At 62.0% G+C, this 14,161-nt stretch carries 13 protein-coding genes; 11 read left to right on the forward strand and 2 right to left on the reverse strand.

Annotated elements, in window-relative coordinates; genetic code table 11:
- Positions 1-12 precede the first annotated feature (12 nt).
- Positions 13-891 carry a GntR family transcriptional regulator gene (locus BC360_RS09590; protein WP_065781591.1) on the reverse strand — a complete coding sequence of 293 codons (879 nt, stop codon included), beginning with the start codon at positions 889-891 and terminating at the stop codon, positions 13-15.
- A gap of 278 nt (positions 892-1,169) precedes the next feature.
- Between BC360_RS09590 and BC360_RS09595 the strand changes: the two genes are divergently transcribed.
- The 9 genes from BC360_RS09595 to BC360_RS09635 all read left to right on the forward strand — a co-directional run bounded on the left by BC360_RS09595 (position 1,170) and on the right by BC360_RS09635 (position 11,919).
- Entirely contained in the window at positions 1,170-2,675 is a 1,506-nt protein-coding gene (locus BC360_RS09595) for a UxaA family hydrolase (protein WP_065795068.1), read from the forward strand.
- A 40-nt stretch (positions 2,676-2,715) separates the two neighbouring features.
- Positions 2,716-3,735 carry an aldo/keto reductase gene (locus BC360_RS09600; protein WP_065795069.1) on the forward strand — a complete coding sequence of 340 codons (1,020 nt, stop codon included), beginning with the start codon at positions 2,716-2,718 and terminating at the stop codon, positions 3,733-3,735.
- Positions 3,736-3,970: 235 nt separating this feature from the next.
- Positions 3,971-4,960 carry an ABC transporter substrate-binding protein gene (locus tag BC360_RS09605; protein WP_065781594.1) on the forward strand — a complete coding sequence of 330 codons (990 nt, stop codon included), beginning with the start codon at positions 3,971-3,973 and terminating at the stop codon, positions 4,958-4,960.
- 110 nt (positions 4,961-5,070) lie between these two features.
- On the forward strand, positions 5,071-6,624 hold the full coding sequence (locus BC360_RS09610; protein WP_065795070.1) for a sugar ABC transporter ATP-binding protein: 1,554 nt from the start codon (positions 5,071-5,073) through the stop codon (positions 6,622-6,624).
- Positions 6,625-6,664: 40 nt separating this feature from the next.
- Positions 6,665-7,642 carry an ABC transporter permease gene (locus BC360_RS09615; protein WP_065795071.1) on the forward strand — a complete coding sequence of 326 codons (978 nt, stop codon included), beginning with the start codon at positions 6,665-6,667 and terminating at the stop codon, positions 7,640-7,642.
- 33 nt (positions 7,643-7,675) lie between these two features.
- A complete protein-coding gene (locus BC360_RS09620) occupies positions 7,676-8,698 on the forward strand; it encodes a zinc-binding alcohol dehydrogenase family protein (protein ID WP_065781597.1) in 1,023 nt (340 codons plus the stop codon).
- A 332-nt stretch (positions 8,699-9,030) separates the two neighbouring features.
- Positions 9,031-10,305: a polyhydroxyalkanoate depolymerase gene (phaZ, locus tag BC360_RS09625; protein ID WP_065781598.1), complete on the forward strand. Its 1,275-nt coding sequence runs from the start codon at positions 9,031-9,033 to the stop codon at positions 10,303-10,305.
- Positions 10,306-10,453: 148 nt separating this feature from the next.
- Positions 10,454-10,882 (forward strand): DUF2852 domain-containing protein, encoded by a 429-nt coding sequence (locus tag BC360_RS09630; RefSeq protein ID WP_053251179.1) that lies wholly within the window; start codon positions 10,454-10,456, stop codon positions 10,880-10,882.
- A gap of 281 nt (positions 10,883-11,163) precedes the next feature.
- Positions 11,164-11,919, forward strand: coding sequence for a M48 family metallopeptidase (locus BC360_RS09635; RefSeq protein ID WP_065795072.1), 756 nt, complete (start codon positions 11,164-11,166; stop codon positions 11,917-11,919).
- Positions 11,920-11,934: 15 nt separating this feature from the next.
- Here the strand turns inward: BC360_RS09635 and BC360_RS32345 are convergent, their stop codons facing one another.
- Positions 11,935-12,135, reverse strand: a complete 201-nt coding sequence (locus BC360_RS32345) for a YqaE/Pmp3 family membrane protein (RefSeq protein ID WP_065781600.1) — start codon at positions 12,133-12,135, stop codon at positions 11,935-11,937.
- 131 nt (positions 12,136-12,266) lie between these two features.
- On the opposite strand from BC360_RS32345, the gene BC360_RS09645 reads away from it, so the two are divergent.
- Positions 12,267-12,941 (forward strand): phosphoribosylanthranilate isomerase, encoded by a 675-nt coding sequence (locus BC360_RS09645; RefSeq protein WP_065781601.1) that lies wholly within the window; start codon positions 12,267-12,269, stop codon positions 12,939-12,941.
- The gene (gene trpB, locus BC360_RS09650) at positions 12,938-14,158 is read left to right on the forward strand and encodes a tryptophan synthase subunit beta (protein WP_065795073.1); all 1,221 of its coding nucleotides are present in this window, start codon (positions 12,938-12,940) and stop codon (positions 14,156-14,158) included. The genes BC360_RS09645 and trpB overlap by 4 nt, the downstream gene beginning before the upstream one ends.
- The last annotated feature ends 3 nt before the right edge of the window (positions 14,159-14,161 follow it).

Here is a 14,161-nt window from a genome sequence, read left to right on the forward strand (position 1 = left end):
CCAGTTAGCTGGCTATGGAATGGATTGCAGCAAGGTCTCGCGTGCCGAGCGCAGATGTCGTCGGCAGGCTTCCTCGGCGCGTTTGGGATCGTGTGACCTGAGCGCTTCGATATAGGCAAGATGCTCTTCCAGCGCGCGCGCGTTTCGCTGCCGCGCGTTGGTCTTGTTCCATTGGTAGTGGTAGTGGAACACGATCGAGATGACGTCGTAGAAATCGACGATGAAACGATTGCTCGACGACTTGTGCACCAAGAGGTGGAAGCGCTCGTCGAGCTCGGAGAATTCCTGGTAGCGGTTGTCGATGTCGGCGAGGATCTCGCGGTGCAGCGCCTCGATCTTGTTCAGCTCCTGCCAGGCCGAATGGCTGTCCGGCAGCGCAACGAAGCTTGCGGCCGAGCGAAGCTCGAACATCTCGCGGACCTCGGTCAGCTCCAGCGCAAACTCACGGGTGAAACCTTTGAGGATCCAGTGGCTGTTCGGTCGCTTCTCAATGAGCCCGAACCGGCTGAAGCGGATCAAAAACTCCCGCACGCTTGTGGTGCCGGTGCCGATCTCGCGCGCCAGTTCCAGTTCGTTGATCTGCATGCCCGGCTCGGCTCCGCCGGCCAGAATCCGGCGCATGAAGCTGCGCTCGATGATCTCAGCGAGCGAATCCGTTTCTTCCGTCGGGAAATAATCCTCCGGCTGCGGCTGACGCAGTACGATCTTCTTGCGTTTGTCCCAGGTGATCAGCTTCGCCTCTTCGAAGCGGCCGAGAATGGCGCGCACCGTCGTCCGGCTGACGCCAAGCACTTGACCCAGCTCCGGCTCGGAGGGCAGGGAGGATGTCTCAGCCAGCACTTTCAGGCAGCGGTTATAGGCATCCTTGAAGACGGTGTTTTGCTTTGCCATTGCCAGGATCCGGGCGGTTGGGGTTGCACGGGCGACGAGCCGCCGATCCGATCAGCTTTCGTCGCCCGCCGATCTAGCCTGCCGGCGGGCGCTTGTCTTCGCCTCTCGCACGAAAATCATGACGTTTCTCCCCTGTTGCCACCGTGGCCGCGGCGCGCTTCGTCCGTCCGACACTTGCCTCGATGCATAATACCCATTGACGGCAATCTGTCTATTGTGGATAAAAGACAAATAGACCCCTCTGCGAAATCGCAGAAGCTTTCACGGAGAAATTCAGAGTGTCTGTGCCGTCTTCAATCCTGCTGGCGCCTGAGGACAATGTGGTCGTGGCGACGCTGGCAATCGCTGCCGGCGAGGCCCTGCCGGGCGGCATTCGCGCCGCCACGAAGATCGATCCCGGGCACAAGGTCGCCATACGGCCGATCCATGCGGGCGATCCCGTGGTCAAATATGCCCAGGCGATCGGACGCGCGACCAGCGACATAGAAGCCGGCGAGCATGTCCATTCCCACAACCTCTCCTTCGATCAGGATCGCCTGGCCATCAGCCCGCAAGGTGCGCCGGAAGAGGCGAGCGCTGCCGACAGGGCGCGCACCTTCATGGGCTATCGGCGCGGAGACGGACGGGCGGCGACGCGCAACTACATCGGCATTATTGCCAGCGTGAACTGTTCCACCACCGTCTGTCGGGCCATCGCCGAGGAGGCCAACAGGCGCATCCTGCCGAAATATGATGGCATCGACGGCTTTGTCCCGATCGTCCACGATCAGGGCTGCGGCATGTCTTCGACCGGCGACGGGATGATGAACCTGCACCGAACCCTGGCCGGCTACGCCAGGCATGTCAATTTCGGCGGCGTGCTGATGGTCGGGCTCGGTTGCGAGGTCAACCAGCTGACACTATACGGACAGAGCGGCGCGGGGCAGGAAAAGCGTCACTTCAACATTCAGGAGGCCGGCGGCTCCCGACGCTCGGTGGAGCGCGCGCTCGGCATCCTCGATGAAATTGCCGAGGAAGTCGGCAGGCAACGTCGCGTGGCGATACCGGTCAGCGAGATCATCGTCGGCCTACAATGCGGCGGCTCCGACGGACTGTCGGGCATCACCGCCAACCCGGCGCTGGGAGCGGCGGTGGATATTCTGGCGGCTGCCGGCGGCACCGCCATCCTGTCGGAGACCTCGGAAATCTACGGCGCCGAACATCTGTTGCGCAGCCGCGCCGCCAACGGGGCGGTTGCCGCAAAACTCGACGGGCTGATCGCCTGGTGGGAAAACTACGTCGCGCTGCATGGCGCCTCGCTCGACAACAATCCTTCGCCGGGCAACAAGCGCGGCGGCCTCACCACGATTCTGGAGAAGTCGCTGGGCGCGGTCGCCAAGGGCGGGCGCTCGCCGCTCAATGCTGTTTATGGCTATGCCGAGCGCGTCACCGAACACGGGCTCGTCTTCATGGATACGCCCGGCTACGATCCGGTCTCGGCGACCGGCCAGGTGGCCGGCGGCGCCAATGTGATCGCCTTTACCACCGGCCGCGGCAGCTGTTTCGGCTGTCGGCCCGCACCGTCGATCAAGCTGACCAGCAACACCGCGCTTTTCCGGGCGATGGAAGAAGACATGGACATCGATTGCGGTGTGATCGCATCCGGGGACGCGACCATCGCCAGCCTTGGGCGCGAGATCTTCGATCTCATCATCGATACCGCTTCGGGAAAGAAGACCAAGAGCGAGCTTTTCGGTTACGGCGACAACGAATTCGTGCCCTGGCATCTCGGGGCGACACTCTGACGATGTGACGTTGCGCATGCCCAGGGGGAGGAGACAGGGAATGCAGACGAGAAAGATCGGCCGGACCGACCTGTCGGTGACCGAATACAGCTTCGGCGCGGCCGGCCTTGGCGGGCTCTACCGCGAATGCACGCGCGAAGCGGCGATGGAGACGCTGGACGCTGCATGGGCCACCGGCTTGCGCTACTTCGACGTTGCACCCTATTACGGGCTTGGTCTTGCCGAGCGGCGGGTCGGCGACTTCCTGCGCGACAAGCCGCGCGACAGTTTTGTGCTGTCCACCAAGGTCGGACGGCTGCTGCATCCCGTGCCGGAAGGTGAGGTGCCGGACTATTCCTACGTCAAGCCGCTGAACTTCGACGTGCGTTACGACTACAGCTACGATGCCATCATGCGCTCGGTGGAATTCAGCTATGCGCGCCTCGGCCTCAACCGTATCGATATCCTCTATGTCCACGATATCGGCGTCTACACCCACGGCGCCGCCCGCAATGCCGTTTATCTCAAGCAGCTTCTGGATTCCGGCCTCAAGGCGCTGGAGGAACTGAAGGCCGGTGGCGTGATCGCGGCCTACGGGCTCGGGGTCAACGAAGTCCCGGTTTGCCTGGAGGTGATGCGCCGCGCCGACATCGACTGCATTCTGCTTGCGGGGCGCTACACGCTGCTCGACCGTTCCGCCGTCTCAGAGCTCCTGCCGCTCTGCGAGACGAAGAAGACGTCGCTGGTCGTCGGCGGCGTGTTCAATTCAGGCATCCTTGCGACCGGCCCGGTCGCTGGCGCGCATTTCGACTACATGCCCGCCAGCGCTGAGGTGCGCGACAAGGTCGGCGCGATGGAGCGCATTGCCCGAGAGCGTGGTGTGCCGCTGGCCGCTGCCGCCATGCAGTTTCCACTCGACAATCCGGTGGTTGCCTCGGTCCTGCTCGGGACGGCGAAACCGGAGAGCCTGAAGCGCAACATGGACGCGCTGCGGCACCGAATGTCGACGGACGATTTCTCCGCCTTCGAGCCTTACACGCTTGTGGCGCCAGAGCTTGGATCGGAGGCGGTCCGGGCTTGATGCTTGAGGATGCGGGGCTGGTGCTTTTTCGGACTGAGCCCCGAATTTCACGTGCCGAAACGCGTTGTCGGAGCAGACAGTGCAGTCACGCAATTCGCAGCAACGACTGCTTGCAAAGCGGAGAGCGTTGTATTAGCGTTCCAATATGTTTTTTATCTATAAAAGATCGATTTGTAAGCACCTGGCGAATCGATCTCCATAAGGTGGAACGAGGTGCACTGAGAGGAGAAACCCAATGAGCATAACCAAGCACATTCTTTCCCGTCGTGCCTTCACCGCCCTGGCCGGCGCGGCGATGATCGCCACCATGGCGCCTGTCGCGTCCTTCGCGCAGGATGTAACCATCCCGATCATCGTCAAGGATACCACGTCCTTCTACTGGCAGATCGTGCTGGCCGGCGCACGCGCGGCCGGCAAGGACCTCGGCGTCAACGTTCCCGAGCTTGGCGCCCAGTCCGAATCCGATATCAACGGCCAGATCAGCATTCTCGAAAATGCTGTTGCCGGTTCTCCGGTTGCCGTCGTGATCTCGCCGACCGAGTTCAAGGCGCTTGGCAAGCCGATCGACGAAGCTGCCAAAGCGGTTCCGATCATCGGCATCGACTCAGGTGCCGATTCCAAGGCCTTCTCCTCGTTCCTGACGACCGATAACGTTCAGGGTGGCAGGATCGCCGCTGGTGGTCTCGCCGCAGCGATCAAGGAAATGTCCGGCAAGGAAGAAGGCGAGATCGCCATCATCACCAGCCTGCCGGGCGTCGGTTCGCTCGATCAGCGCCGTGAAGGCTTCCTCGACCAGATCAAGACGAAATATCCGGGCTTCAAGGTCGTGGCCGACAAATATGCCGACGGCCAGGCGACCACCGGCCTCAACATGATGACCGACCTGATCACCGCCAATCCGAACCTCGTCGGCGTCTTTGCCTCCAACCTGATCATGGCGCAGGGCGTCGGCCAGGCGATTGCCGAAAACAAGCTCGGCGACAAGATCAAGGTAATCGGCTTCGACAGCGACGAGAAGACCGTCGGCTTCCTCAAGGAAGGCGTGCTTGCGGGCCTGGTCGTCCAGGACCCCTATCGCATGGGCTATGATGGCGTGAAGACGGCGCTTGCGGTCTCGAAGAAGGAGAAGGTCGAGGCCAACGTCGATACCGGCGCCAATCTGGTGACCAAGGCCAACATGGCTGAGCCGAAGATCGACGCTCTGCTCAACCCGAAAGTGAACTAACGGCAATCGGCGGCAGGCGCGAGCTTCGCCTGCCGCCGAGAATACGGTTGCCAGCGGCCGGCTACGAGGGCCGGCCGCTGGCAGTCTGTGCGATTGGGAGGAATGCGCAGATGCCAGGTCTCGATGAGGTCAGTGATATCAAGAGCGGCGGTTTGAAGACGGCTGCCCGCCACCCCGTGCCGAAGGGCGAGCCGATCCTGGAAATGCGCGCGCTGCAGAAGAAGTACGGCGCTGTCGAAGCTCTGAAGCCTGCCTCCATCACATTCCTGTCCGGGGAGATTCACGCGATCGTCGGCGAAAATGGTGCCGGCAAATCGACGCTGATCAAACTTCTGACCGGCGTGATCCGGCGCACCTCAGGCGAAGTCTATTGGTGCGGCAAGTCGGTCCAGCTCGACAATCCGCATGAGGCGATCGCCCGCGGCATCAACGCCGTGCATCAGGAGGTGGTGCTTTGCCCGCACTTAAGCGTGGCCGCCAACATGTTCCTCGGCGACGAGATCAATAGCGCCGGGCTGATGCGCAAGCGCGCCATGACCGAGGCGGCCCAGAGTGTCCTCGACGATCTCGGTTTCAACCTGCCGGCCGCAGCGGCGCTCGGCAGCCTGACGATCGGCCAGCAGCAACTGGTCGCGACCGCCCGCGCCGCCATGCGCGGCACCCAGTTTCTGATCTTCGACGAGCCGACCGCCTATCTGACCCGTCAGGAATCCGCGCAGCTGTTCCGGCTCATTCGCCGGCTACAGGGCGAGGGTGTGACGATCGTCTATATCAGCCACCGCATGGAGGAAGTCTTCGAACTTGCCGATCGTGTCTCGGTGCTGCGCGACGGCACCCATGTCGGCACGCGAAAGATCGGCGAGACCAATGACGCCGAACTGATCACCCTGATGATCAATCGCACCATCGAGCAGATCTACCACAAGGAACATTTTCCGGCCGGCGAAGTGATCGTCGAGACCCGGGGCTTGAGCGGCCCCGGCTTCGAGGATGTGTCGCTTAACGTTCGCGCCGGCGAGATCGTCGGCCTCTATGGTTTGATCGGTGCCGGCCGCAGCGAATTCGCGCTAGGCCTCTATGGCCGCCATGCCTCGACCGCGGGTGAGGTTTACTGGCAGGAACGCAAGGTGAATATCGCCAACGAGCGGACGGCGATGGATCTCGGCATAGCGTTGGCGCCGGAAAGCCGACGCGATCAGGGGCTCTGCCTCAACCTGCCGATCGGCCTCAACATCAACCTGCCGGTCTTCGGTCGGCTGACGCGCGGGCTGACGATCAACCGTCAGAAGGAAATCGAGAATGCGGATCGGCAGATCAGGGATTTGAAGATCAAGACGCCATCGCGCCGCGTGCTTGTCTCGGCGATGTCCGGCGGCAACCAGCAGAAGATCGTCATCGGCAAGTGGCTGAGCCACGGCGCCAAACTTTTCATCTTCGACGAGCCGACGGTCGGCGTCGATGTCGGCACCAAGGCGGAAATCTACCGGCTGTTTGCTCGGCTTCTGGAGAAGGGAGCGGGGATCATCCTGATCTCCTCCTACCTGCCTGAAGTCTACGAGCTGTCCGATCGCCTGCACGTGTTCCGGCGGGGGCGGCTGGTCGCCAGCCACGACTATCGAGCGGCGAGCCACGAGGAAGTGCTGACGCAGGCGATTGGTGTCTGATCGCGGCAGTGACAATCAAGGGGAAGCAGGGAGGACGACGATGAGTGCTGAAACGGTCGATAGCGGAACGGGCCCGGCGCCGAGGAAGGGCGTGAGCATCCTGTTCGGCCTCACGCTTCTCGGGCTTCTGCTTTTCCTCTGGCTGCTCCTGGGGCTTGCCACCAACAGTTTCTGGACGCCCAACAACATCAGCAACCTGTTGCGTCAGGGCGCCATGACGGCGATCCTTGCCGTCGGCCAGACCTTCGTCATCATCACCGCCGGCATCGATCTCTCCGTCGGTGCCGTCGTCGGCTTCACCAGCGTGATCGTCGCCTGGCTGCTCGCCGCCGGCGTGCCGCTCTGGATTGCCATCATCCTGACGCTCGCCTTCGGCGTGCTGATCGGCGGCTTCCACGCCTTCGGTATCGTCCGCATGGGTCTGCCGCCATTCATCATCACGCTGGCGACCCTGACCTCGCTGCGCGGCATCGGGCTGCTCATCACCAACGGCTCGACGATTTCGATCACCAACGAGGCCTTCACCAATTTCTCCCGCGCCGACTTCCTCGGCGTGCCCAGCCTGTTCTGGATGGTGATCGTGGTGGCGATCCCGGCCTATGTCTTCCTGCACTTGAGCCGCTTCGGCCGCTATCTCTTCGCCGTCGGTTCCAACAGCGAGGCGGCACGCCTTTCCGGCGTCAACGTGCATCGCACCATCTATCTCGCCTATATCCTGTCCTCCACCTGTGCGGCCTTCGTCGGCCTGCTGCTGGCCTCTCGCATCGGCATCGGCAATGCCACTCAAGCCGAAGGCTGGGAGCTGCAGGCGATCGCCTCCTCGGTCATCGGCGGCACCAGCCTCTTCGGCGCGGTCGGCTCGGTGCACGGCCCGCTGCTCGGCGCCTTCATCCTCGCCACGATCAACAACGGCGCCAACCTGCTCAACGTCAATTCGTTCTGGCAGCGCATCATTACCGGCGTCCTGATCATCGTGATCGTCTATTTTGATCAGCTCAGGCGGCGCGGCGCGCGCTAGGCGCCAAACCTCCGACAACATACGGAAAATGACATGAAAGCCGTCCTCTGCCCGCAACCCGGCCGCCTGGAGATTGTTGAACGTGCGCCGGTGCCGGCCCCACCTTCGGGATGGGTCAGCGTGGCCGTCAGCCATGTCGGCATCTGCGGCACCGACTATCACATCTTCGCCGGCAAGCACCCGTTCCTGGAATATCCGCGGGTCATGGGGCACGAGATCTCGGCGACGGTGGTTGCCAATGGACCGGGGACGGCAATCGCTCCGGGGACGCCGGTAGTGGTCAACCCCTATCTCTCCTGCGGCGACTGTGTCGCCTGCCGCCGGGGCAAACCGAATTGCTGCACGGCGATCAAGGTGCTCGGCGTCCACACCGATGGAGCCTTCTGCGAGGAAATTCTCGTTCCCGAGGGCAATCTTTACCCGGCAATGGATCTATCGCCCGAGGCGGCAGCGACGGTCGAGTTCCTCGCCATCGGCGCCCACGCCGTGCGCCGGGCTGCCGCACCTGCCGGCGTTCGCGCCCTTGTCATCGGCGCCGGGCCGATCGGGCTTGGAACGGCCATCTTCTCGCGCATCGCCGGCCACGAGGTGACGCTGATGGATACCAGCAGTGAAAGGCTGGCCTTTGCGACCGACCGGCTTGGCTTCGGTTCCGGCATCGTTGCCGACGAAACGTCCGTCCGGCGCGTCGCCGTGGCCACGGGCGGCGATGGTTTCGATGTCGTCTTCGACGCCACCGGCAATGGCGGCTCGATGGAAGCGGCCTTCGGCCATGTGGCTCACGGAGGAACACTGGTGTTCGTCAGCGTGGTCAAGGACGACATTCGCTTCTCCGATCCGGAGTTTCACAAGCGCGAAATGACGTTGATCGGCAGCCGCAATGCGACGCGCGAGGATTTCGATCATGTCGTGAACTCGATACGTGAGGGGTTGGTGCCGGTGGAGAGATTGGTCACCCATCGAACGACGATGGATGCGGTGGTTGAGGATCTGCCGCGCTGGGCGAACGAGAAGTCGGGGCTGGTCAAGGCGATCGTCCGGATCGCCGCGGCGTGACGACCCGTTCTGCTGCGATGCGGAAGATCGGGCCGAGGACCGACCACGGTGGGCCGCTTCGGAAAAGGCTCTCGTCCTCCTCCAAAACCGCGAATTTCTGACGAAAACGCGCTCTTTCGGCCAGCTTCGAGCAAGTCCGTTTGTTAATTATCAGTAATCCGGGCGCATTCTCGCAGAAGGCGCTTGTATCGAGCCGAAACGGGTATAGTTGTTGCAGTGCACAAGAAACATGGTAGTCTGGCAGGGATTGCGGACACCAAGACAAACAATCGCAAGCTTGCGTCCGACTGGGAGCGGCGTTGTCGTTGATTGAACCAAGGGGTACGCTTCCTATGTTCTACCAGCTCTACGAACTGAACCATGCCATGATGGCGCCGTGGCGAACGGCGGCGGATGCCATGCGGCTTGCTTTCAGCAATCCGATGAACCCGATCTCGCACACCTATTTCGGCCGCGCGACAGCCGCTGGCCTCGAGGTTTTCGAACGATCGACGCGACGCTACGGTAAGCCGGAATTCGGCCTGCCTGAAACCCTGATCGACGGCCAGCCCGTTGGCGTTCATGAGCGCATCGTCTGGCGCGAGCCGTTCTGCAACCTGATCCATTTCGAGCGGGCTCTTCCCAAGGGCAGGGCGGCCGATTCGAAAGTGCTGATCGTTGCGCCGATGTCGGGCCACTATGCCACGCTGCTGCGTGGAACCGTGGAAGCCCTGCTTCCGCATTCCGATATCTACATCACCGACTGGATCGACGCGCGAATGGTTCCCTTGAGCGAGGGCACCTTCGATCTCGACGACTACATCGACTACATCATCCAGATGCTGCACTTCCTTGGGCCCGATACCCATGTCATCGGCGTCTGTCAGCCGGCCGTTCCGGTGCTTGCCGCTGCCGCCCTTATGGAAGCGGCGGACGATCCGCTGTCGCCGGCGTCGATGACGCTGATGGGTGGTCCAATCGATACCCGCATCAATCCGACGGGCGTCAACAAGCTGGCCGAGGAGCGACCGATCGAGTGGTTCCGCGACAATGTCATCATGCCGGTGCCGTGGCCGCAGCCGGGCTTCATGCGCATGGTCTATCCCGGCTTTCTGCAGCTCTCGGGTTTCATGTCGATGAATCTCGACCGGCACCTGATCGCCCACAAGGAATTCTTTGCCCATCTGGTGAAGAACGATGGCGACGCGGCCGAGAAGCATCGCGATTTCTATGACGAGTACCTTGCAGTGATGGATCTGACGGCAGAGTTCTACCTGCAGACCGTTCAGGTTGTCTTCATGCAGCACGCCTTGCCGAAGGGCGAGATGATGCATCGCGGTCGTCGTGTCGATACCACGGCGATCAAGAAGGTCGCCCTGCTGACGGTCGAAGGCGAGAACGACGACATTTCCGGCGTCGGTCAGACGAAGGCGGCGCAGACGATCTGCACCAACATTCCCGAGCATATGCGGATGCACTACATGCAGCCGGACGTCGGACATTATGGTGTGTTCAACGGCTCGCGTTTCCGCCGCGAGATCGCGCCGCGTATCGTCGCCTTCCAGCGCGAGCATGCCCGCCACGCAAAGCCGGTGACGCAGGTGATCAAGGGCGGAAAAACCGCCTGATCCCGGCGAAAAGCAGGCTTTTGCCGGCGTAGGATCAAGGGTTTGTCCGATTCCGGGCACGGGTGTCTTGTAGTCGAAAGCGCGCCTTCCCACATCGTTTTCACCGGGCCGCGATGGGCGGCCCGGGTGATTGCGAGGAATCCTGAAGATGAACCAATCTGCATTGATCCGTCCGGATTGGACGCCCGCGACCATTGCATTGATGGTGCTCGGTTTCGTGGTCTTCTGGCCGCTCGGCCTGGCCATGCTCGCCTACATTCTCTTCGGCGAGAAACTGAAAACGTTCAAGAAAGACGCCAACAGCTCGGTCGATAGCATGTGCTCCGCCTTCAAGCGCGGCAATCGCGCCAACTGGACGCAGCATCATCGCACCGGCAACGTTGCCTTCGATGACTGGCGCGAAGCCGAGCTTGCCCGTCTCGACGAAGAGCGCCGCAAGCTCGATGAAATGCGCGAGGAATTCGATTCCTACGTGCGCGAGCTTCGCCGCGCCAAGGACCAGGAAGAGTTCGACCGCTTCATGCGCGAACGCCGCAACGGCGGTTCCGGGCCCGTTGCTCCGTTCGAGGCAAACTGAGTGACGAAATGGACATCCGGTGTTTCACATGAAACACCGGATGTCGCGATCGGTCGCGCGGGGGCAGGTGTCTCTTGAGATGCGGAAACGCCGTAGCACGTCGCCGAGCATCGGCAATTTTCTGGATCTAAAGCATGGCGCGCAAAAATGTGCAGCGGTTTTGCGATAACGACATGCGAACGAACAAGCCTAAAGTGCGACAAGCGTATCTGAAAGATCGCGGCGCGCTTTAGGGAATTATGCATTAGCCGAAAAGGCCGCGAATCGGATAGAAAGCCGTCATGTTCCCTTCCTTCACGCGGCGGCGCATTCCCCCGGCTCCTGTCGACACGACCCGAGAAATCGAGGTCGCGGGCAAGATGCTTCCGCTGACCATCCGACAGAATTCGCGCGCCACACGAATGACGCTGCGCATCGAGCCCGGCGGTCGGGCACTGAAGCTGACGATCCCGCAAGGGCTGGCCGATCGGGAGGTAACTGCCTTCCTCAACCGCCATCAAGGCTGGTTGATGACCAAGCTGGCGCGGTTCTCCGGCGAAAGCCAGTTGGAAGAGGGCGGCTCGATCCTGATCCGCGGCGTCGCGCATCGGATCGAGCGAACTGGAAAAATCAGGGGTTTGACGGAAACGGTGATCGTCGGCGAGGACGCGATATTGCGCGTCAGCGGCGGCGAGGAACATCTGCGCCGGCGTATCGTCGATTTTCTCAAGAAGGAAGCGCGGCACGACCTCGACCGCCTCGTCGCGGTCTATGCCGGCCGGATCGGCCGGCGTCCAAAATCGCTGAGCCTGAAGGACACGCGCAGCCGCTGGGGCTCATGTTCGGCCGATGGCGCCCTGAGTTTCTCATGGCGTATCGTCATGGCCCCATCGAAGGTCATTGCCTATCTCGCCGCGCACGAAGTCGCGCATCTCCAGGAGATGAACCACGGGCCCGATTTCTGGGCGCTCTGCGAGAAGCTTTGTCCTGATACCAACGATGCCAAGCGCTGGCTGAGGCGCAACGGCACGATGCTGCACGCCATCGATTTCGACTGAATTGTTTTTTTCGGATCAGCCGCGGTTGCGGCCGGCGAGGGCCGCCTGAATCTTCTCGTCGGTCTTATACTGGCTGAGCGCATAGACCGACCAGATCGCCGCCGGCACCCAGCCGATCAGGGTCATCTGCAGAATGAGGCAGATGATGCCGGCAAAGGGTCGGCCGATGGTGAAGAACTGAAGCCAGGGCAGAATGAGGGCAAGCAGCAGACGCATTCGTCTCTCCGTTGTGATAGAATGCATATGGTGAGCGTACGCGGGCACCGCAATGCAGCACCCTCGGGACGACGGTGCGCAGGGTGGTTTTTGGCTCGACTCCAGCGACATTTCATGCAAGGTCGCTTCTCATGAAAACCGAAGTGAAGATATGCGGGCTGAAGACCGCGGAAGCGGTGGATCGGGCTGTGGCGCTGGGCGCATCGCACACGGGCTTCATCTTTTTCCCGAAGAGCCCGCGCAACCTGGAACCCGATGACGCCGGCCGCCTCGCGGACCGGATACGCGGCCAGGCAAAGATCGTCGCCGTGACCGTCAATGCCGACAATGACGATCTCGATGAGATCGTCGCCACTCTCAATCCGGACATTCTGCAGCTGCATGGCAGCGAGACGCCGGACAGGGTACTCACCGTCAAGGCGGTCTATGGCCTTCCTGTCATGAAGGCGCTGTCGATCCGCGACGCCGGCGATCTGGAAAAGGTCGAGCCCTATGTCGGGATTGCCGACCGGTTTCTGTTTGATGCCAAGCCCCCGGCGGGATCGGAATTGCCCGGCGGCAACGGCGTCTCCTTCGACTGGAAGCTGCTCGATGCGCTTGACGGCAGCGTCGATTACATGCTTTCCGGTGGTTTGAACGTGAACAACATCGGTGAGGCCCTGGCGCAGACGCGCGCCCGCGCCATCGATATTTCCTCCGGCGTCGAGAGCGCGCCGGGCGTCAAGGATCTGAAGCTCATGGAATCGTTTTTCGATGCCGTTCGCCAGGCGGAGGCGGTTACGGCGCGGTCAGGGAGCAAGACGTGAACGAGGCGCCAAAACTGAACTCCTTCCGGGCGGGCCCTGACGAAGACGGCCGTTTCGGCATTTTCGGTGGCCGCTTCGTTGCCGAAACTCTGATGCCCTTGATCCTCGACCTACAGGACGAGTGGGACAAGGCAAAGAACGATCCGGCCTTCAAGGCGGAGCTCGACAATCTCGGCGCGCATTATATCGGCCGCCCGAGCCCGCTCTATTTCGCCGAGCGGCTGACGGCTGAACTTGGCGGCGCCAAGATCTATTTCAAGCGCGAGGAGCTGAACCACACCGGTTCGCACAAGATCAACAATTGCATCGGCCAGATCCTGCTTGCCAAGCGCATGGGCAAGACGCGCATCATCGCCGAAACCGGCGCCGGCCAGCACGGCGTGGCCTCGGCCACTGTCGCCGCGCGCTTCGGCCTGCCTTGCGTCGTTTACATGGGCGCGACCGACGTCGAGCGCCAGGCGCCGAACGTCTTCCGCATGAAGCTTCTCGGCGCCGAGGTGAAGCCGGTCACCGCCGGCAACGGCACGCTCAAGGACGCGATGAATGAAGCGCTGCGCGACTGGGTCACTAATGTCGACAACACCTACTACCTGATCGGCACGGCTGCCGGGCCGCATCCCTATCCGGAAATGGTTCGCGATTTTCAGGCGGTCATCGGCCAGGAGGCGAAGGACCAGATGCTTGCCGCTGAAGGCCGGCTTCCCGATCTCGTCGTTGCCGCCGTCGGCGGCGGTTCAAATGCGATCGGCATCTTCCATTCGTTCCTTGACGACGAAGACGTGAAGATCGTCGGCGTCGAGGCTGGCGGCAAGGGGCTCGAAGGCGACGAGCATTGCGCGTCGATCACCGCCGGTTCGCCGGGCGTGCTCCACGGTAACCGCACCTACCTGCTGCAGGACGGCGACGGCCAGATCAAGGAAGGCCATTCGATTTCGGCCGGCCTCGACTATCCCGGCATCGGCCCGGAACACTCCTGGCTCAACGATGTCGGCCGCGTCGAATATGTGCCGATCATGGACCACGAGGCGCTGGAGGCATTCCAGGTGCTGACCCGTCTTGAAGGCATCATCCCGGCGCTGGAGCCCTCGCACGCCTTGGCCGAGGTCATCAAGCGCGCACCGAAGATGGGCAAGGACGAGATCATCCTGATGAATCTGTCCGGTCGCGGCGACAAGGACATCTTCACCGTCGGCAAGATTCTGGGTATGGGGCTATAACGA

This window comes from Ensifer sp. LC163, from assembly GCF_001695855.1.
Classification (GTDB): Bacteria; Pseudomonadota; Alphaproteobacteria; order Rhizobiales; family Rhizobiaceae; genus Ensifer.

What these genes read in the sequence shown, in the direction of transcription:
- BC360_RS09590 (WP_065781591.1), bottom strand. Translation starts at nt 891, where the DNA reads ATGGCAAAGCAAAACACCGTCTTCAAGGATGCCTATAACCGCTGCCTG.
- BC360_RS09600 (WP_065795069.1), top strand. Translation starts at nt 2,716, where the DNA reads ATGCAGACGAGAAAGATCGGCCGGACCGACCTGTCGGTGACCGAATAC.
- BC360_RS09605 (WP_065781594.1), top strand. Translation starts at nt 3,971, where the DNA reads ATGAGCATAACCAAGCACATTCTTTCCCGTCGTGCCTTCACCGCCCTG.
- BC360_RS09610 (WP_065795070.1), top strand. Translation starts at nt 5,071, where the DNA reads ATGCCAGGTCTCGATGAGGTCAGTGATATCAAGAGCGGCGGTTTGAAG.
- BC360_RS09615 (WP_065795071.1), top strand. Translation starts at nt 6,665, where the DNA reads ATGAGTGCTGAAACGGTCGATAGCGGAACGGGCCCGGCGCCGAGGAAG.
- BC360_RS09620 (WP_065781597.1), top strand. Translation starts at nt 7,676, where the DNA reads ATGAAAGCCGTCCTCTGCCCGCAACCCGGCCGCCTGGAGATTGTTGAA.
- phaZ (WP_065781598.1), top strand. Translation starts at nt 9,031, where the DNA reads ATGTTCTACCAGCTCTACGAACTGAACCATGCCATGATGGCGCCGTGG.
- BC360_RS09630 (WP_053251179.1), top strand. Translation starts at nt 10,454, where the DNA reads ATGAACCAATCTGCATTGATCCGTCCGGATTGGACGCCCGCGACCATT.
- BC360_RS09635 (WP_065795072.1), top strand. Translation starts at nt 11,164, where the DNA reads ATGTTCCCTTCCTTCACGCGGCGGCGCATTCCCCCGGCTCCTGTCGAC.
- BC360_RS32345 (WP_065781600.1), bottom strand. Translation starts at nt 12,135, where the DNA reads ATGCGTCTGCTGCTTGCCCTCATTCTGCCCTGGCTTCAGTTCTTCACC.
- BC360_RS09645 (WP_065781601.1), top strand. Translation starts at nt 12,267, where the DNA reads ATGAAAACCGAAGTGAAGATATGCGGGCTGAAGACCGCGGAAGCGGTG.